The sequence below is a fragment of the Bacillus sp. FSL K6-1338 genome (genome assembly GCF_038006965.1).
GTDB classification, from domain to species: domain Bacteria; phylum Bacillota; class Bacilli; order Bacillales; family Bacillaceae_G; genus Bacillus_A; species Bacillus_A thuringiensis_S.
This window is the reverse complement of the sequence record NZ_JBBOWI010000002.1, coordinates 265,280-286,617: the sequence shown is the minus strand read 5'-3', so window position 1 is coordinate 286,617 and position 21,338 is coordinate 265,280. Positions and strand designations below refer to the sequence as shown.

The window sequence follows — 21,338 nt, the reverse complement described above, 5'->3', positions numbered from 1 at the left end:
ATCAAATAGTTGTTTAATCAAACAAATTATCAATTTCTTCATCACTAAGGTTTAAGGTTTCAAAATCTGATGAAGTAAATTCTTTTGTTTGCATTTGACAACAGGATTGGATATATGTCTGTAGTCGTTCTAGATAATCTGAAAATAAATTTTCTACAAAATTCTTTTGAAAATGACTTGTACTAAATGTCACATGAATTTCTAAGCTTTTATTCTTAACCATGGCCACAATATCCAATAATGCAGTAATATGATTATCTTTTGATTGTTCACTGCCACTTTGATAATCAACAATAGTAAACCATCCATCCCCGAGAGAATTATCTATCTCTCCTAAATAGTTAAAACGAATTATATTTTGAGTTAAATCTTTGCAAGAAGGAAACTTCTCTTTAAGAATTCCATATCCAATTCCCTTATTAGGTCTTTTACGAACCTCTTCTTTAACACTCTTTATTTGATTAGCAATATTATGCGAAACTTGTAATACAATAGGATACATCGTTGTAAACCACCCTACTGTACGTGAAATATCAAGATGTTCAAATAATTCCTCTCGACCATGACCTTCTAACTCAAATTTAATTTGATCTTGGTTTGTATATTTACCTAAATTTTCTGTCAACACAGCAAGTAACAACTCCATTGGTTGTGTATTGTAAGGCACATTTGCAGTAGTTAATAGTTTTCTTGTATCATCTGCATTCAATGTAAAGGTAAGAGTCGTACAACTTTCAACAGTACTATTTTCTTTTTCTCTATTAATTTGAAAATTATTATCTAGCATGTTATCTATGGATTCCCAATAATCTAATTCAGCACGTACTAAATTAACTCCTCGACTATTTAAAGCTTCAGACCAATCTTGGAAAGAGTTAGTTTTTAATGGTAGCGATGGAACTTCTCCTAAATACAAGCTATTCAAACATCGGTTTGCATCTTCAATTAAAATACGCCAGGACACAGCATCAACAATAAGGTGGTGTGCAGTTAATAATAACAACTGTTGATCATTTGAAAGCTGGAATAAGGCCCCTTTAAATAATGATCCTACATTCAAATTTAAACTTCCTTTTAACTCTTCACCTTTTATATGAACCTGATTCAAAGCCATTTCAATTGGAATTTCAGAAAAATCAAACATGGTAACCTTAGAATCAACAATGGACATATCTTCGTCATAATAGAAGTAATCCTGCTTATCCTCATACCTTAACCGTAACAAATCATGATGATGCATGATCGTATTTAACATCTTATTAACATATTCTTCTTTAACCGGCTTCTTCAAAGACAGTAATACCGATTGATTCCAATGATGCGGGTTCTTAAACTGTTGATCAAGGAACCAACGCATAATAGGAGTAGGCTCTACCTTTCCTGTTACCAATGTTTGTGAGACTGTAACATCTTTTTGTTTAACTAACATTGCTGCCAATTCACTTACAACTGGATAATTTAGTACATCTTTAACTCTAACTTTCCATCCCAGTTCTTGTAATCTAGCGCTCACTTGGATCGCTTTAATAGAATCTCCACCTAAACGATAAAAATTACTATGCAATTCGATTCTATCAGTCTGTAATATTTCCTTGAGAACTTCACTAACCATTCCAGTAACATCTTCATCTACTTCTTCTAAATGAGTATGATTAGAACCGTTATTTAACATCGGATCTGGCAACGCTTGACGATCTACCTTTCCATTAATAGTAAGCGGTAGCTGATCCATATAGATAAAAAATGAAGGAATCATATAACTTGGTAGCATATGCGAAATAAAACTGCGTATTTCTATATTTTGAACACTGTCTTTCAAAACAATGTAAGCAACTAGATGATTTGAATTATCCTCACCTTGCCAATTCACCACTACTACATCTTTAACAGACTTGTGTTGTAACAGTGCATTCTCAACTTCCCCTATTTCAATACGATATCCTTTAACTTTCACTTGAGAATCCATCCGTCCTTGATACTCAATTAATCCATTTGGCAACATGACAGCTAAGTCACCACTTCGATACATCTTCTCACTCGAAATAAATGGATTGGATAAAAAACGTTGCGCTGTTAAATCCGGACGATTTAAATAACCTTTAGCTACCCCATCACCCGATATATAAATTTCTCCTTTTACACCAATAGGAACCGGCTGAAGATTGTTATTCAATAAATATATTTGAACATTATCAGCTGGTGTACCAATTGGTACGGATGCTCTTCGATCTAGATCTGGATCATAACGATGAATCATACATCCAACCACAGTTTCAGTTGGTCCATATTCATTAATTATTTCAACTTTACCGCTAAAAAGATCATATATCTTTTCGGCGACTGAGGTTTTCAAATCCTCTCCACCCACAATCAATCTGCGAAGAGATGAAACTCTTGGGGGTGAATAGTTATTTAACAATACTAAATGTGAAGGCGTAACTTTCAACACTGTTACTACATTTTCCTTGAGTATTTTTGACAAAATAAACTCATCTTCATTATCATGATATATTACTAACAATAAACCACTTATTAAAGGAGTGAATATTGAAGTTACTGTTAAATCAAAAGAAACGGATGAATATAATGCAAAAACATCATTTTCACTACTAATATAGTTCTTTTTAGCCCAGGAAATATAGTTAACCAATCCATGTTGAGTGATTACAGTTCCTTTAGGATTCCCCGTGGTTCCAGAGGTATAAATTATATATATTGGATCATTTGGTGCAGTTACTAGGTTTAGATTGGCATTATCTCCTTCATAAAGTTTCTGATCACATATATTAATTTTCTCACCTAAATATTCTAAATTACCCTCATTTGTATAGTCAGTTAAAAGTAATGTTGTGCCGCTATCATTCAAAATATAACGAATTCGGTCCTCTGGGTAGGAAGGATCTATAGGCAAATATGTACCTCCAGCCTTAATAACTCCCCAAATTGCAATTACTATCTCAAGTGAATGTTTAGCTAGTATACCCACGACTTGACCATTTTTGACTCCTTTTTCTCGTAACTTTCTTGCTAACTGATTAGATTTCTTATTTAATTCAAGATAAGTCATTGATCTATCAGCATGTTGAATTGCTATTTTTTCTGGTGTCTGTTTTACTTGTTCTTCAAATAATTCTTGAATAGTTTTTTCTTTCGGATACACAACAGCTGTATTGTTAAATTTCTCTAACATAAACTTTTGCTCATCATCCGATAACAAAGATAATTCTTTTATCGATTGATCTTCATTACGTAAAACTTGTTCTATTAAAGCTAAAAACCTCTCATGCATACAATTGATTTGATCTTCTTCAAAATCCGCGACTTTATAATCATATTGAATTTCTAAACCTTCATCTGCCCATTCCTTAATAACTAACTGCAATGAATAGGCTTGGTAACCACTGTAAAACTCCACGTTTTCTAAAGAAAATCCATCAATAGTATTTTTAAGTTTTGTATTATAGTAATTCACACTATATTGAAATAAACCATCGTATCCTTTACTAGTCAATTGCAAGTCTTTTACCAATAAGTTATAAGGATAACGCTGGTGAAATAGACATTGTTTTATTTCATGATTTACTCTTTTAATGAAAGATAGAACACTCTCATCTTCATCCACATTTAACCGTAACGGCATTGTGCTAGTAAACATACCTACTATTTTCTTTTCTAGTACACCGGAACGATTTAGTACAGGAGATCCAATGATAATGTCTGATTGATCATACATTTTATGAATATAAATAAGCATAAAGGTTGAAAATAATGTATTCATAGATATTCTATGTTTTTGTATAAAAGACTGTAGGGCAACCGATTTTTCTTTTTCAATTAAAAATATCTTTCGTTTCCCTTCTAGAGAATGAGATGTTTTTGATAAAAAGAAATCTGGCAGATTCATAAATTTCTCATTCCAATAATTCTTATTTTTTACGTATCGAGGGGATTCCAGATATTTCTCCTCTGCTTGTAAATAAGACAGATAAGTAGATTCAACCGTATCATTTATATGCTCATCATTCTTTAACTTAGAGTAAAAATCGATAATTTGACTCGTCATAAGTTGGATTGTCCAACCATCAGCTATAATATGATGAAACTTAACAAAATAGGAGCTTTCTACATCACTTATTTTCAAGAGCACAAATTCAAACAGAGGGCCTCCTTCAAGTGGAATTTGTTTTTGAAATTCATCCTGGGCCCATTTTCTAGCTTCTAAACTTGGATTATGATGATTAGAAAAATCAATTAAACGTATTGGTGTAGGTTCAAATGGTGATATATATTGGTGGGGTTCTCTATGTTGTTGAAAAATCCGTAGACGTAAACCATCATTTTTCTTAATGAATAATTGAATTGCTTTTTCTAAAATTGTAAAATTAATTTCCCCATTAATAAGAACCATCCCTCCGATGTTATACATAGATGTGTTTGGATAAATTTGTTCATTATACCAAACTCTTTTTTGTGGATGCGTAAGAGAATGCTTTACAATTGTTTGTTGCATATTTCCACTTCCCCTCTATCCACATCCGTTGGTGTTTCCGGAAATTGTATATTAATATAGTGAGGATAAGGATTTATATTCTCAAGATTATGTTCTAAAATTAATATTCCATTTTCGTTGCTAGTTTCCTTAAATCCAGCTAATCGGTACGTAACAAACATCATACGGTTACGGTCAGTCTGTCTAAACTCAGCCAAAAAGCGTTTACCTGCCTGTTTTGTTCTTTCCATTAGATATGTAAGGAGTATAGTACCAACGCCACGGGACATTACACGACAAGACATGAGAAGAAGTTTTAGGCAGTCGGCTTCCTCCGTCCTTTTTACAAGTGTTAAACCAATCTTCCCATAGGAGCCATATTTATCTGATAACTCACAAACTAATAATAAATAATCTGGATGATTACGATAATAGTTTAATTCATCATAATCATAGGTAATACCAGTCGAATTTAATTGATTCGTACGTACTGTTAACTCCTCTGCACGCTGTAAATCTTCCTCACGAGCCTCACTAATCACAAAATTCATCCCAAGTGAAGCTAAAAATTCTTCTTTTGGGCCTTCATATTCTTCTTCATCCTTCGTTCTCTTAAGATTTTCTAAATACATCAGTCTTCGACGACCTGAATCTTCTGTAATTCTTTTTGGTTGTAGTCGTGGCAAGTCTAATAACGACTTATATTCATTTACATGTATACACAGAATATCATTATGAACGCTCTGTACTTCTTCTAATTCAAAAGGTTGGTCATCAATGAACGCAAAAGTATCAATACCTATGTTTAAATTTTTTCTAATTTTCTCAATGGAACTAGATTTAGAGTTCCAATGAATCTCCGGATATAAAAAATACTCTTCTATTCCAAATTCCCGTAATTTAGCTATTGCATCTTCGTAGTTATTTTTACTAGCAACTGATTGCAGTATTCCACGTCGATCTAATTCACATATAATTTCATAAATTCCAGGTTTTAAAGTAACCGTACCACTCTCTAATAAAACACCATCCCAAATTGTACAATCTAAGTCCCAAACAACACATTTAATTTCCTTACTCATAATAATGCCTCCTTTGTTTTATTCATTTTCACAGTTCCCATCTCCATCACTATAAGCTTATCTGCCAAATGAAAATATTGATCGTCGTGAGTAATAGCAATAATACATTTACCCTTCGCTCGCATTTGAGGTAACAATTCTTCATAAAAGAAGCGTCTATAACCAGGATCTTGATCCGCTGCCCATTCATCAAATAAAAGTATAGGTCGATCTTCCAAATACGTAACCAGCAATGCCAACCTTTTCTTTTGTCCAGTTGATAGTTGCGTAGTAGTAAAGCGCCCATTCTCAATGCCAACCTTGTCACTCAGTTGGAGAAGTTCTAAATAATGATCGATTTCTGCTTTCATTCCTTCTGTATTAATTCCATATAGCCTATCAAAAACATGAAAATCACTCAGGATAGCTGAATAGTATTGATTCAATTCCTCTGGAGCTATTTCTTTTCCATTTAATAAAACGTTACCTTCATTAGGTTCATATAACCCAGTAATCAGTTTTGATAAAGTAGATTTTCCACTCCCATTACCACCAGCAATAAAGACTATTTCTCCAGAATTAAATTCCATGTCTATTGGACCAATACCAAAACCAGTAAAATCTCCATCTTTATTCTTATACTTATAACTTACATTTTGTAGCTGCAAACAAATTGGCACATCTAAGTACTCTTTTGTTGTTGCAATTTGCTCATTTGCCTTTATATGATCTACACTCTTCACCATTTGTTGAATACGTTGCCAAGAAATACGTACATTTACGAGCTGAGGGATACCGCCCAGTATTTCATTAACTGGACCTGTCATATACAGAAAAACAATTACATAGTTACTTATCGTCTCTTTTGGCATATTAACAAAAATTTCTGGAAATACGAAAACTACAATACCAATAACAAAAATGAATAATAGTTCTCCCAGAACAAACACATTTGCAAATTTAATATCTCCTATCGTTCGTTTAACACGATAGTTATTACAGCTTTCATTCATAACTTCTCGAAAATCGTTTCGTTTTCCAGTATGAAGCCTAAGCTCTTTGAAACCATGCCTTAGATCACCAATCAAACGGAAATATACATTCTGAATATCTCTTGTTTCATTCCAAACTTTATCTGCTTGTCGTCCGATCAGAGAATATACCCCTGCAGTAATAAAGATGATACACAAGGATAGTAAAAAGGCATACATATTCATTACACCAAGATAGAGAAAACAAAACAGTAACGTTAATAAACTTGTTCCAGCAGTAACTAATAGATTGAGAGAACGAGAGATAACTTCCGTATCGTTATTTAATGTCGCCTCTATTCGTCCCTTCTCAATCAACTCCAATTTGTAATAAGGAGTCTGTAACAACTTATCTGTTAATTCCATCCTTTTTTCATAAACTAGCTCGTTTGTATACGATACAATGCTAGTTCTAATAATACGTTGTGAAAAGACATACATAACGATTCCAAGTACAAAGTAAAATAACAAGCCATTTTCCAAATTATTTGCTCTAACAAACGTTTCATTAATCACAAAAATGAGAAAGGCATTACCAAATCCTGATATTAATCCCAAAACAATTAAAGTCAAAAGCGACTTTCCCTTTTGTCTTGGAAAACAAAGATTTAAGAATGTATGGATAACATAGGCCAAACCCACCCCAGCAATTGCATATATTGCAAGTACAACAGTTGAAGGAGCCCAAACTTTTATAAATGCCCACGGAAGCCCTCCAAACAAGAGATTTGGTAGTTGATAGAGTGCATAAATCATTAGCCCATATATCGCAACAACTAATACCATATGTAACCATTTTTTTCCCGTTGGTAATATAAATTTTCTTTTTCTAAAAATAATCTCCCTGATTAAATGAAATAACATGACCAATAAAGTTAGTAAACACAAAGATGAGATCACAAATAAGGCTGTTCCTATTTGATCCGTTTTCTTATATTCATCATAGAGTAACGGTTTAACTTCTTTATCTATCATCATATTTAAAAGACTGCTACCGATATAGTAAGTGTAATTACTATTCAGATTTGCTAATACTACGACCCCTATCTGTTCCTCATCACGGAAACCAATATACGATGAATAATTTGGGTTACTTCCACCATGTGAAATTTCCCCTCCACCACTTTGATAGACCTCCCATCCAGCTGCATATGAAGCTCCATTGCTATCTGGGGCAACCTTTCTATTCGCTTTATGAGAATCGTTAATCAATTCCTCCGGAAACATCCTAGGCTTTTCAACCCCAAGCTGTAATTTTAACCATCTTTCCATATCATTTATATTTGAAATAAAATATCCAGCCGGTGTATTCCCCCTATAATTAGGAGCGTCATAGGGTAATGATTGTAAGAAATTACGCTTGTAACCTTGGGCCATGTTATCTAATGGGGCCATCTCACGTCCAGCGTATGTACTCAATAGATCCAACTTTGATAGCACATGATCTTGAACATATCTTTCAAATGATTGATTAGTTGCCTTCTCGATTACTAAGCCTAATAGATCGTAGTTAACCGTAGAATATTCAAAACTGCTACCCGGCTCTCGGTTTAGTCCTATTGGCATAACATTCCTAATCGTTTTCTCAATAGAATCTTTGCCATTGGTTATAGGAATATATCCAATGGCCTTTTCCGGTATTCCACTAGTATGGTGTAATAAGTCATAAAGTGTAATTTCATAAGGTTTGCCTTTATACTCCATTTCAAACCATGAAACATATTTAGTTAAAGAATCACTAAGTTTAATTTTCCCTTCTTTTTCTAGCTGCAATACAGCTAATGCCGTAAAAGCTTTTGAAGTAGAACCTAGCTCGAAAAGCGTCTCATTCGTAACTTGACGTTTTTTGTTTGTATCGGCATAGCCATAATTCTTCTTATAAATCGTTTCATTTCCTTTTACAATTACTACTGAAAGTCCAGGAATACCCGCTTGAGATATTTGTTCTTCTATATGCTTCTGTATTTTCTTCTCATTAAACTGTACCGTTTCCTGTGCTTCCACCTGTCGATAAGGGAGTACTATTAAGGTCATTAAAATGATAAACTTCAACCATATGTTTAACTTCATATTTTTAGCCCTCTTTTAGTTAACTTGGATTAACTTTTCAATTTTCTTTTTAAATGGTTGCACAACATTTTGACCAATACGTTCAATTTCATGCTCACTAATCTGAGAAGTAATAAGAAAATAATTTGCCCCTATTTCCCAAAAATCAGTTAACGTCGAGATGACTTCCTCATAGCTACCAACTATAGAAATTGAATTAGATGGGTTAACTAAACTTAGACCTCCCCAAAGATGATCATCTATCCACATACTATCTTTTGTAATTAAATCTTTGTATCGGCGAAGTCCAACAGAATCTGCATTATCTAAAAATAGCTTAGTCATTCTCTTTAAGGCTGCTGGTGTTCTCTCAAGTAATTCATATGCCTCTTCATATGCTTCTTCTGAAGTCTCACGAGCAATGATGTCTACTAAAATAGCACCTGGAATTTTCTCGCGCCCATATTGCTTAGCGTAATTATTAACTGTTTGATAGTGTTCTCTAAGACTTTTGCGGTCTGTTGCATAAAGTATATAAGCATCACCATACTCTGCAGCTACTCTCATTGCCTCCTCGGAGGACCCCGCTACAAAGTAGCGGGCACTTCGAGAGAGATCTTCCTTTGGATAAATATCAGTATTTTCTACTTGATAAAACTCACCTTTATAGCTAGTTACTCCTCGTCTTAATTGTTGTAACAGCTCAATATATTCTTTTGTCCTAGCATATCGAACATGGTGCGGTTCTGGTAATCCATCACGCGCAAGGACAAGCGAGGCACTTCCAGTTACAATGTTAATATCTGCACGATTACCAATTAAACTATTTAAAGTATTCAATGCTTTTGCTGTTACGGTAGGAAGCATCTGGTTTGTATTTTGCGCAACCAAAATCTTTACAAACTCCGTATTCATTCCAATCATAGACGCTGCTATCATTGGATCAACAGATGTTGGTGCAATCGAAACCAATACCGAGTCAAAGTTATTATTCTCAGCTCTTTTAGCTTGATTAACATATTCCTCTAGAAGTTCTTTTGTTTGTGGTGTTGGAATAACAGGTAATCCCCAGCAAAACTCAACTTTTGACGGAACTACTTCTTTATTAATCATGTTGTTCCCCTCCCTTTACTACTTTCTACTTTTTAAAGCAGATAATGTATTTTCCATAACCGATTTCGCTTTCAATAGCTCTTTTTTATTTGTTAAATTGTTATTTACTTCTTGATTACTTAAATATTTAGCAAGAGATTTAATTGACGTATGCTCATAAAGAACAACTATAGGTAAGTCTCGTTTAAAGGCCTCTTTTAATTTCACATTAATACGAACAAGATCTAAAGAACTCATTCCTAGATCGAAGAAATTATCGTAGATTCCTATTTCTTCGATTCCAAACATATCTTTTAATAATTCGTATAATTGTTGTTCAATTTCATTAGTTGGTGGTCTATATGTTGTTGAAACATCTGAACGATTCTGCTTTAATCTATTCTTACTTCCTTTTTCCAATAGTTCATTATAATAGTTGGCACCATTTAAAAGTTTCCAATGTAAATCTATTGGAGAAACCACAACTTGTTGTTGATTTCTATTGATAATACTACGGAATACCTTTAAGCCCTCTTCTACAGTTACACCATCATGTAATACACTTTCCATATCCATATTAAATTGCTTTGCCCATATTTCAGCAGACTTAAGTGACATACCCACCTCTTGCCAATCTGGCCAGTTAATAGCTACAGTGAACACTCCATCATGAGCCCGCTTATAAAACGCAAATGCATCTAAAAATTCATTCGCTGCATTATAACCACTCTGACCAAATTTCATATGATACGCCACATTACCAATTGATGAACATAATACGAAGAAATCAATTGGTTCATCTTTTAATAAAGCATCGAGCACTAGTGTACCTTTAATTTTCGGAGCTAAAATTTTATTATTAGATTCTTTTTCCCGATTCATCATAATACCTAGATAATCAGCAACACCTGCTGCATGAATTACGCCATTAATAGAACCAAAACGAGATTTAGCCTTTTCAATTGCCTGTTTCATATCATCTTGATTGGAAACATCAGCACTTAGGATCATGTATTCTGCACCTTGAGACTCCATTGTCAACAAATCAGAAATAACTCGGCTTACACGCTCGTCTTTATTTTCTAGGTACTGTTCCCATTGATTACGAGGTGGGAACTCTGAGCGGCCAATCAATATAAGTTTGACATTTGGTACTCTATTAGCTAAATCTTTTGCAATTTCAAATCCAATTCCACCAAGTCCACCAGTAATTAGATAGACGCCACTCTCTCGTAATCTATCAATTTCTACATCTTCTTCCTCAAAAGGACTTTGAATAATCGTTTGCGCCCATCGATGACGTCCTCGATAAGCTATAACTATATCAGTAGAATCCACAAAACTCTCCATTAAACCCGCTTCTTCAAACATTTGTTGAGAATCTGTATCCATATCAATGGTACGACATTTTATATTTTGAAACTCAAGATTGCATATTTTTGAAAAGCCTAGAATTGTAGCTTGTTCTGGCTTTAAGTTCAGCTCTGTACCTGTAACTTCAAACATACGGTCAGTAAAAATGTTTAACTGTAATGCTCCCTCATAATTAATTTTCCCAATTGCTTGTGCAATATAAAGTAACGAATAATATCCTTCATCCATTGATCGTTCAATTCTCTCTTGATCGAGAATAACCTCATTAACTGGATTAAAGCTCCAAGCATGTATAATCTTATTTGGTAATAAATCTTTTTGTTCTAATTCTGAAAATAGCATTTCATAATGCATTTTTTGAGATGGACATATCGTATATAAACCGTCGGATTTTTCAGAGAAAATACCACCTGTTTTAACTTCAATTACATCATGACCTTCTCTTTTTAATTTTTCTATCAGTCGATTGAATCGATTTAGATGATCATTGAAAATAAGCCATTTATATTTTTGTTCTTTCTTTATTTGTATAGATTTTAATGTTTTGCGTTCCCAAGAAGGCAAATAAAACCAGTCTTTAATATTAGCCTGTTTATTATGGCCTCTTGTTTCCTGAGTTAAACTCTGAGATTGAGTATTAAAAAATGGATCAGCTTTAAATCGTTTTTTCATGAAAGGATACGTTGGTAAATCTAATAACCTTTTATTCTCACTGTTATTAAAAGTATTCCAATTTATAGTTCCACCTTGCATCCATAACCGTCCCATTTGCTTGCATAAATGCTCGAAGTCATTTGATTTATCCAGAGGATGACGTAACATGTTTAAAGCCAATTGATCTTTACTTCTATTTAAATGTTTTAATACAAAAGTTGATAATGCATTACCTGGGCCAATCTCAAGGCAAATTACATTTTTCAAATGAAAAATTTCAGATAATCCCTTTGAAAATTGAACAGTACTTCGTAGATGCTGTGCCCAATAAGAAGGTGATGTGGCTTGATTTGCTGTAATCATTTCACCTGTAACATTAGATATATAAGGTATTTTAGGACTTGATAATTTTATATTTCCTACAGCTTGCTCAAATGCATCTAGAACTTCATCCATCATTCGAGAATGGAAAGCATGCGAAGTAAATAGACGCGTTGTCTTTACTCCATGATTTAAAAGTAATTCCTCAATCTTATTGATTGAAAGTACAGTACCAGAAATTACTGAATGTTGAGAGGAATTTATAGCTGCTATATCTACATCCTCTGTTATATAGGTTTTTAATTCTTCAACAGATAAATTTACACTTAGCATAGCGCCTTCTGGTACGCTATTCATTAACTTCCCTCTAATCATTACTAAATGTAATGCATCTTCATAAGACATTACTTCTGCTAAACAAGCTGCTACAAACTCACCAATACTATGGCCAAACATGACCCTTGGATAAACTCCCCAATTCATTAGAAGCTTGGCTAATGCATATTCAATAGTGAATAGTAGAGGTTGCGTCATTGAAGTTCTATTTAACTGTTCAGTTGCTTTATCCTCTGTCTCCTTTGTAGGATACAAAATATTTTTCATGTCTATATCTAACCAATTTGAGAGTAAGGCTAAACCTTGATCAACGTGTTCACGAAATACAGGTTCATTTTCATATAAATCTCTACCCATATTGATATACTGTGATCCTTGACCTGAAAAAAGAAAGGCTAAAGGTCTACTCTCCATTGCGTTTGTTTTCTCTAGTCCCGTATCACCAAGTTTTTCTATGGCATCCTCTAATCCATTAGCAACTACAGCAGTTCTATATGGAAATTCACGACGACCTTTTTGTAATGTATAAGCTGTATCAGATAGTGATATCTCTGGATTCTCCTTCAAATGCAATAATAGACCGTTAGTAGCTTTATCTAAGGATTCCTCTGTTTTTGCTGAAACAGTTAATAAGTTCCAAGATTGTTTTTCAAAATTCTTAGCATTGTCAGGAACAGACTCTAACACTATATGTGCATTAGTTCCACCCATCCCAAACGAACTAACACCTGCTCTTCTTACCTCTTCTTTCCATGGGATAAGTTCCGTATTTACACGAAACGGATTTTTTCCAAAATCAATGCTAGGGTTTGGGTTATTATAATGAAGGCTCGGCGGAATTTTCTTGTTTTTCAAAGCTAAGACCGTCTTTATAAATCCTCCAACTCCTGCTGCAGCATCTAAATGTCCAATGTTCGTCTTCACTGATCCAATTAAAACTCTACCTGGTTCTTGCTTACCAAAAGCTAACTTCAATGCTTCTACTTCTATAGGATCACCTAGTTGCGTACCAGTCCCATGAGTTTCTATATATGAGATTTCTTCAGGCTTAACACCAGCTATTTCATGAGCCGATTTTATAACAGCAGCTTGTCCATCAACCCCTGGCGCTGTAAATCCAGCCTTATTGGACCCATCATTGTTTACTGCAGCTCCTTTAATAACTCCATGTATTAAATTTCCATCTCGAAGAGCGTCCTCCAACCTTTTCAGTACTACAATTCCAGCACCATTTCCACCCACTGTTCCTTGAGCATCCTTATCAAAAGCTCGACAATGACCATCTGGTGAGAAAATCATACCATCTTCATATAAATATCCTGTTTTTGTTGGATAAGTTATACTTACTCCCCCGGCCAAAGCTATATCGCATCGTCCATCGATAAGATCTGCCCATGCGTTTTGAATAGCAACTAAGGAGGTAGAACAAGCAGTTTGTACTGTAATCGCTGGTCCTTTTAGATTTAATTTATAAGCCAATCGAGTAGCAAAGAAATCTTTTTCGTTTAACAACATTGCTTGGAAATCTTCTAATGTATTAGAAGATTCACTAGCAATAGAACGAAGCCAGTGGAAATTTGGTGATCCTCCAACATAAACTCCTGTATTCATATGAGAAGAATTAACCTCACCTGCTTGTTCTAGTGCTTCCCATGCGCATTCATGAAGTATACGCAGTTGTGGATCCATCATTTCAGCTTCTTTTAGACTGTAATCAAAAAATTCATTATCAAATGCATCTACATCTTCTAAATACCCTTTAGATTTTATATAATTAGGCTTTTGAATCACTTCTTTTGGTATGCCCATCTCACTAAGCTCTTCATCTGTAAATGTTCGAATGGATTCTATCCCTTGTTCTAAATTTGACCAGAATTGCTTAAGATTAGAAGCGCCTGGCATACGAACCGCCATACCAACCACTGCTACATCATTTTTATTCATAGATAAAAGATTTTCTTTCTTAACTTCTTCAGGTTGGTGTTCCATAGCATTATCACTTCTAAAGTAGGAAGCTTGATCATGAACCGTTGGGTATCGGAATAACATAGGCATTGTAAGTTCTTTTTCAAACTTGCTTCGTAAACGAGAAAACAATCGAACCATTTTTAAGGAGTTCCCTCCAACATCAAAGAAATTATCATACAACCCTACTTTTTCTACCCCCAAAACTTCCTTCCAAACATCAGCTACCGTTGTTTCAAGCTCATCTAGTAAATCATTTGGTTGTACTAACTTAGTAGGCTTAGGTAAAGCACGACGATTAACTTTTCCATTCGTAGTTAATGGCATTTCACTTAAAAGTACAAAATACATAGGTATCATATACGAAGGTATTTTGTCAGTAAGATAATAACGTAATTCATTTTGAGATATATCTTGATCAGTTAGTATATAAGCACACAGTTCTTGTTCCTCTCCAAAAGCAATAGATAAAACTACCGCTTCCTTCACATCCGCATGCTGTTGTAAATGATGTTCTATTTCTCCTGTTTCAATTCGATAACCACGTATCTTCACTTGATGATCACTACGACCTATATACTCCATTTCGCCATTTTCAAGAATACGGACTAAATCTCCTGATCTATATAATCTTTCACTTGGATTATAAGGATTCTGTATAAAACGTTCACTGTTTAGTTCAGGACGATTTAGATATCCCCGCGCAACTCCATACCCTCCAACATAAAGTTCCCCTTGCATTCCCTTAGGTGTAGGATTCATATGTTTGTCAAATACATAGCACGAATACGTAGGAAGAGGCACGCCTATAGCACTAAGATTACTGTGCATTTCTTTTTCTCCAATTTCCTTATAAGTAACATGTACTGTCGTCTCAGTTATTCCATACATATTTACTATGACCGTATTAGGTGAACGCTTAAACCAACTTTGCAGTAAACCTGGCTTCAGCATTTCCCCTCCAAATGTAATTAACCTAATTTTAAAAGCAAGTTTAGGCATCTCTTCAACTACTTGTTGAAAAACATAGAATGCAGATGGAGTTTGATTCAATACCGTTACTCCCTCATCTGCAATCAACTGGGCAAGTTTATACGTATCACGGATTGTTTCTTTTGTTGCCAGGACAAGACGTCCACCATAAGTAAGTGATCCAAATATCTCCCAAACTGACATATCAAAACAGAAAGAATGAAATAGTAACCACACATCATCACTAGAGAATTTAAAACTATTTGGTTGATGCATGACAAGTTGTATTACATTACTATGTTCAATCATAACCCCTTTAGGACGTCCTGTTGTTCCAGAAGTATAAATGACATATGCTAAATTATTTGGGGCAACATCTACTCTCTCGAAATCTTGCATAGGTGTCTCATTGAGTTCTTCAATAAAAAGCTTTGTGCTATCAAATTTAACTTTATCCTCAAATAAATTTGAGGTTATTATTACATTCGAACCACTATCTTGAAGAATAAAATCAATTCGTTCCTGAGGATAATCAGGATCGATTGGAACATAAGCCCCACCTGCTTTTAAAATACCAAGTAGAGAGATAATCATATTAAATGAGTAATCCAACATTACAGCTACTGGAGAATCTAAAGTTACACCTTCTTTTAGAAGAGCAAATGCCACTTTATCCGCACGCTCATTCAACTCTCCATAAGTCATCTCACTATTCTCAAATATAAGTGCCACTCTCTCAGGATGCTTTTCAGCTTGCATCTCAATTAATTGATGAAGTGTTGTGTGTGGGAATGTAGCACTTTGATTTTGACCACCTTGAAGCAAAAACTTTTCTTCTGCCTCATCTAACATTTTAAGAGTTTGTATTGGTTGTCCTTCATCTAAAAGCATTGAATCTAATAGCTGTATAAAATGGTTAGTTATACTGGTAATAATGGATTCATCAAATACATCTTCAGGCCACATCATTGCAAGTTTAATAGAATCGAAACACTCTATTGAGACGGTTAAATCATAGTTGGTCATTTCATTTACTTCATAACCTGAAATTCTTACACTTTCATCAATTTCTTTCAGCTTTTCTATATCAAGAGGATAATTCTCAACTACCATAATAGTGTCAAATGACACGTTTAAATCAACAATTGGAGTCGTTTCATATTCAGTTCTTCTTTGGACATCACTTTGAATTCTTTGTAAAAGATCTGAAACAGTCATTCTCCCATCAGCACTTACACGAAGTGGTGGTGTATTTATAAATAAACCTACCATTTCACTCAGACCGTGCATTGGAATTGAACGCCCAGATACTGTTGTACCGAATATTACGTCCTCTGAATTTTTGTACCTTTGTAATAATAGACCCCAGGCTGTATAGAATAATGTAGCCAATGTTACACCTTGATTACTTGCAAAACTTCGAAATCTATCACTTCGCTCTTTATCTATCTCTTTTACATATGTTTTTGCTTTTTTTAGTTGATTAGAATTTTTATTGGATAAATTTATTTGTTCAATTAATCCATTTAAATATTGTTCCCAAAAAAGCCTTTGTTTTGATTTATCTTGTTTTTGTTGCCATAGTATATATTCTTTAAATTTCTTTTTATTTATAGATGATGGTACATCTCCCTTTATTAACTCTCGATATACCTTAATAAACTCTTGTAAAATAATACTATTACTCCAACCATCAAACAAAATATGATGATGACGTAAAACCATTTCATATTCGCCTTCGTTCAAATGGCACAGTTCGATAGAAAAGGGAACTGTTTGTAAATCAAAGCTTTCTGTATCATTAGATACTTTGCCATCACTATAAATAATGTTCGGAGTATGCTCTTTTAGTATAAGTTGTACAGGTTGTTTAACTTTTTCCCATCGAAAAATTGTACGCAGCATTTCATTTTCCCGCGTTACATAATTCCACGCCTCTTCAAACTTTGGAATATTAATTTTTCCAGTTAAGCAAAGTCGAAGTTCTTCATGATATAGCTTTCCTTCGGGTTCTTTCAAATAATGATAAAGAATACCTTCCTGCACTGGTGTAAGGGCGATTACATCTTCAATATCTTCTTTATGAATCTTTACTGCTTTCCTCATTAACAGAACCTCCTACAAGTGTGGTATGGTGGGAATATTTATCGGAACCTAATAAGGCAAGTACTTTTCTATCTATCTTTCCGCTATCCGTTAATGGCATTTCATTTACACGTACAAAACTGTTAGGTATCATATAATCTGGTAAAAATAAGCGTAGATATTTTTTTAACCTCTCTAACTCAATATCATTTTCTGACTCATAGAAAGCTATTAACTTAACTACCATCTCAGATTCTTGTCTTACAATTACCGCACATTGTAAAACTCCTTCACAAGACATTAAACACGATTCTATTTCTCCTAACTCAATACGAAGCCCATTAACTTTAACTTGAAAATCAATTCTTCCATGAAACTCAATATTTCCATCCGATCTTATTAAAGCTAAGTCACCGGTTTTATATATACGGGTATCAAGGGAATATTGTACAAACTTTTCTGCCGTTAATTGCGGCCTATTTACATATCCACGTGCTAATCCTATACCTGAGATACATAATTCTCCTATATGGCCTTCCGGAAGTTTATTACCATATTTATCAACAACAAACATCTCAATATTCTTAATTGGTCGCCCTATTGGAACGCTCCCTTCTGTAATCTCATGTGTCGGACAATCATAAGCAGTCACATCAATGGTTGCTTCAGTAGGTCCGTACAGATTAGTAAGAAGTGTACCATTAGAGAAATTTAGCAGCTTGTTAAAACGGTTTATATGTTGAGACAGTAGTGCCTCACCACTAACAAATACTTGTTTCAACGATTTTATTCGGTTAGTTTCACCTGTCACATCAAGATAGTGTAAAAATGCACTTAACATAGATGGTACAAAATGCATGATTGTCACGTCATTACTTTCAGTTGTCTCAATAATAGCCTGTGGAAACTTCTCCATCCCCGGCGCAAGAATACATACTTTGGCTCCAACTATGGCCCACCAGAACATCTCCCATACGGATACATCAAATGTATAAGGGGTCTTTTGTAATATAGTATCCTTTGAACTAATTGGATAAGCCTCTTGCATCCACTCAATTCGATTTATTAAGGCCGAATGCTCAATCATAACACCCTTAGGTTTCCCGGTTGAACCGGAAGTGTATATTACGTACACAAGATCAGAGGGTTTGTTAATACACTCTAGATTTTGACTCTTTCCTTCATAGGAAATCGAATCTAAAGCCAACATATCAGCTTTCAAACTATCTTGAAAACGATGTAGGATTTGCTTTTGCGTAAGTATTAATTTAGCACCGCTATCTTCTATAATGAATTGTAATCGTGATGATGGATGATTCGGGGAAAGCGGAAGATATGCTCCGCCCGCTTTCAATATCCCGAAAATTCCGACAACCATTTCGATAGATCGCTCTACCATAATACCTACAACTGTATCTGGACCAACTCCACCTTCACGTAAAAGACGAGCTAATTGGTTACTTTTTTCATTTAATTCCTTATAGGTTAATGTTTCTTTTTTAAAGATAACAGCAACCTCATCTGGCGTACGGACTACTTGTTCTTCAAACAGCTTCTGTATACATGTACTCATCCGGGTTGTATCACTCCTTTTGTTACAGGTATTTTTTCAATGGCACGTTTCGCTTTTTTAGCAAATCCCTTACCAAGTAATAGCTGATGAATCTGATTACTCCCCTCAACGATCTCCATTGTTTTAGAATCTCTAAAGCACCTTGATATTGAATAATTATCATTACAACCAAGTGCTCCCATAATCTGTACAGCATTCGTTGAATGCCTTGTACCTGAGCGCGATGCAAAATATTTTGCAATCATAATCTTTTCAGTAGCATCAGCTCGATGCTCATTTTTGGCCTTACAAGCTTCTAAACTAAGTAGTATAGAAGCTTCTAAATCTACTCCCATATCCGTAATCATATGTGAAATCATGCCATGATCAATTAGAGAGTTACCAAATGCACTTCTATGTAATACATGATTCCCACATATTTCTAAACAAGTACGTAATACACCAAGAGCAGCAAAGGCAATTGAAATACGCCCAAATTCTAAAGCATACGGTGCAAGGTAAGTAAAAGCAAATCCTGGTCTACCAATGATATTTTCTAAAGGTATTTCTACATTATTGAATTCAATTTCTGCCAAATATGCAGCTTTAAATCCAAGCATGTCTCTTATATGAGTAACATTTACACCCACACTATCTTTTGGTACTAAACAGGCAATTGGTTGTTCACCATTTAGTTTTCCAAATACCAAAAACACATCAGCAGCTGCACCAAAAGTGATCCACTTCTTCACTCCATTAAGGATTAATTTATCCCCGTGTTGATCGAAGTTCGTTTTAATCATATTTAAATCTGATCCTGCTCCAGGTTCAGTAAGAGCTAATGCAGCTATTTGATTACCAGATGCAAGTAATGGTAACCACTGATTTTTCTGATTTTCTGTTCCCCATTTTAAAATCGTTTCTGTTACCATCGTATGGACATTAAATAATCCCGAAAGAGAGACACTACCTCTTGCTATCGCTTCAGTAAATAACCCATACGTTACATAATCCCATTCTAATCCACCATACTCCGCTGGAAGTGTTCCACCTAAATAACCATTTTTAGCACAAGTCTTTATTATGTCTGATGGAATGCCTTGTTCAATCTCCCAACTATTAGCATGAGGTTCTATATATTCACAAACAAAATCCGAAAAATTCTGATACATTTTATATTGAGATGGCTCTAAGTATTGTTTCATGTCCATTACCGAACCATTTGCTTATTTCTTATAAAATTACCAATAGAATTTACAGACTTATAGTTATCCATATCTAAGTCATCCATAGTTACCTTTATGGCAAATTCTTTTTCAAGAAAAGTCATCAATTGGATTGCAAATAAAGAATTAACTAATCCTTCTTCAAAAATCTCAGTATCATCATTAAATTCAATACCTACATGATCTTGAATATACATATGAATAATTTGTTCTAAATTTTTATCTTGCATTTTATACACCCCTATTTGTAATTTTTAATTTTAATAAGCGTAAAAACCTTTACCACTCTTTCTACCACATTCACCTGCATCCACCATCTTTTTAAGTAATGGACAACATCTAAACTTTGGATCTTGATATTCCTCATAAAGTACATTCAAAGAATGTAATACTGTATCTAACCCAATTAAATCTGCTGTTTCTAATGGACCCATTGTGTGTCCAAAGCATTTTTTAAATATATCGTCTACCTGTTTAGGTGTTGCTACACCATCCATTACGACCCAAGCCGATTCATTCATGAATAAGTGGGAGATACGGTTAGAAACAAACCCAGTCTGATCATTAACCACAATTGCATCTTTATCTAATTGTTTGAGGAAAGATTGAGCTTTTTCGACCGTTTCATCTGAAGTTAAATACCCTCTAATAACTTCTATAGATGGTTTCATATATACCGGATTCATAAAATGCATTCCTATTATTTTATCTGGACGCTTTGTTACTCCTCCTACTTTTGTTATTGAGATACAAGACGTATTGACTCCAAAAATTGTATCCTTTTTACATATCTCATCTAATCTTCTATAGATCGGCTCTTTAATTTGCCAGTTTTCTGGAACATTTTCTACTATATAATCACATTCAGCCACTTCATCAAGATTAGTAGAGCTACTTATTAACGAAAGTACTTCTTCCTTATGCATTCTAGGAAATGCTTTATTAATTAGAGGAGCAAAGCGAACTGTCTCTAATATTTTCTCTTCCGCTATTTCTAACTGCTCTTCTGTAACATCAATTAATACCGTTTCTAGACCATGCAGTACTAAATCTACTGCCATGCCGATCCCCATTGTTCCAGCACCTACAATACCAATTTTCTTGAACATTTATCCATCATCGCTCCCTTAA

General features: G+C 34.4%; 9 protein-coding genes. All 9 read right to left on the bottom strand.

Going from position 1 to position 21,338, the window contains the following annotated elements:
• Nucleotides 1-13: 13 nt before the first annotated feature.
• Genes NZ044_RS28265 through NZ044_RS28225 form a run of 9 tightly spaced genes read right to left on the bottom strand, consistent with a single transcriptional unit; the run spans nucleotide 14 to nucleotide 21,316 of the window.
• Nucleotides 14-4,510 carry an amino acid adenylation domain-containing protein gene (locus NZ044_RS28265; protein ID WP_340950132.1) on the bottom strand — a complete coding sequence of 1,499 codons (4,497 nt, stop codon included), beginning with the start codon at nucleotides 4,508-4,510 and terminating at the stop codon, nucleotides 14-16.
• On the bottom strand, nucleotides 4,492-5,571 hold the full coding sequence (locus NZ044_RS28260) for an HAD-IIIC family phosphatase (RefSeq protein WP_000031543.1): 1,080 nt from the start codon (nucleotides 5,569-5,571) through the stop codon (nucleotides 4,492-4,494). Before NZ044_RS28260 ends, NZ044_RS28265 begins: the two co-directional genes overlap by 19 nt.
• Nucleotides 5,568-8,651, bottom strand: a complete 3,084-nt coding sequence (locus NZ044_RS28255) for a cyclic peptide export ABC transporter (RefSeq protein WP_340950131.1) — start codon at nucleotides 8,649-8,651, stop codon at nucleotides 5,568-5,570. The genes NZ044_RS28260 and NZ044_RS28255 overlap by 4 nt, the downstream gene beginning before the upstream one ends.
• A gap of 15 nt (nucleotides 8,652-8,666) precedes the next feature.
• Nucleotides 8,667-9,743, bottom strand: a complete 1,077-nt coding sequence (locus NZ044_RS28250; RefSeq protein WP_016078374.1) for an LLM class flavin-dependent oxidoreductase — start codon at nucleotides 9,741-9,743, stop codon at nucleotides 8,667-8,669.
• Between the two features lie 18 nt (nucleotides 9,744-9,761).
• Complete coding sequence (locus NZ044_RS28245) at nucleotides 9,762-17,450, bottom strand: non-ribosomal peptide synthetase/type I polyketide synthase (protein ID WP_340950130.1); 7,689 nt, start codon at nucleotides 17,448-17,450, stop codon at nucleotides 9,762-9,764.
• Nucleotides 17,425-19,002 (bottom strand): zwittermicin A synthase ZmaJ, encoded by a 1,578-nt coding sequence (gene zmaJ / locus NZ044_RS28240; RefSeq protein ID WP_098578151.1) that lies wholly within the window; start codon nucleotides 19,000-19,002, stop codon nucleotides 17,425-17,427. The genes NZ044_RS28245 and zmaJ overlap by 26 nt, the downstream gene beginning before the upstream one ends.
• Complete coding sequence (locus tag NZ044_RS28235; RefSeq protein WP_340950129.1) at nucleotides 18,999-20,192, bottom strand: acyl-CoA dehydrogenase family protein; 1,194 nt, start codon at nucleotides 20,190-20,192, stop codon at nucleotides 18,999-19,001. The genes zmaJ and NZ044_RS28235 overlap by 4 nt, the downstream gene beginning before the upstream one ends.
• Complete coding sequence (locus NZ044_RS28230) at nucleotides 20,192-20,437, bottom strand: acyl carrier protein (protein WP_001152970.1); 246 nt, start codon at nucleotides 20,435-20,437, stop codon at nucleotides 20,192-20,194. The genes NZ044_RS28235 and NZ044_RS28230 overlap by 1 nt, the downstream gene beginning before the upstream one ends.
• Before the next feature lie 30 nt (nucleotides 20,438-20,467).
• A complete protein-coding gene (locus NZ044_RS28225; RefSeq protein ID WP_000473347.1) occupies nucleotides 20,468-21,316 on the bottom strand; it encodes a 3-hydroxyacyl-CoA dehydrogenase family protein in 849 nt (282 codons plus the stop codon).
• Nucleotides 21,317-21,338: the final 22 nt, after the last annotated feature.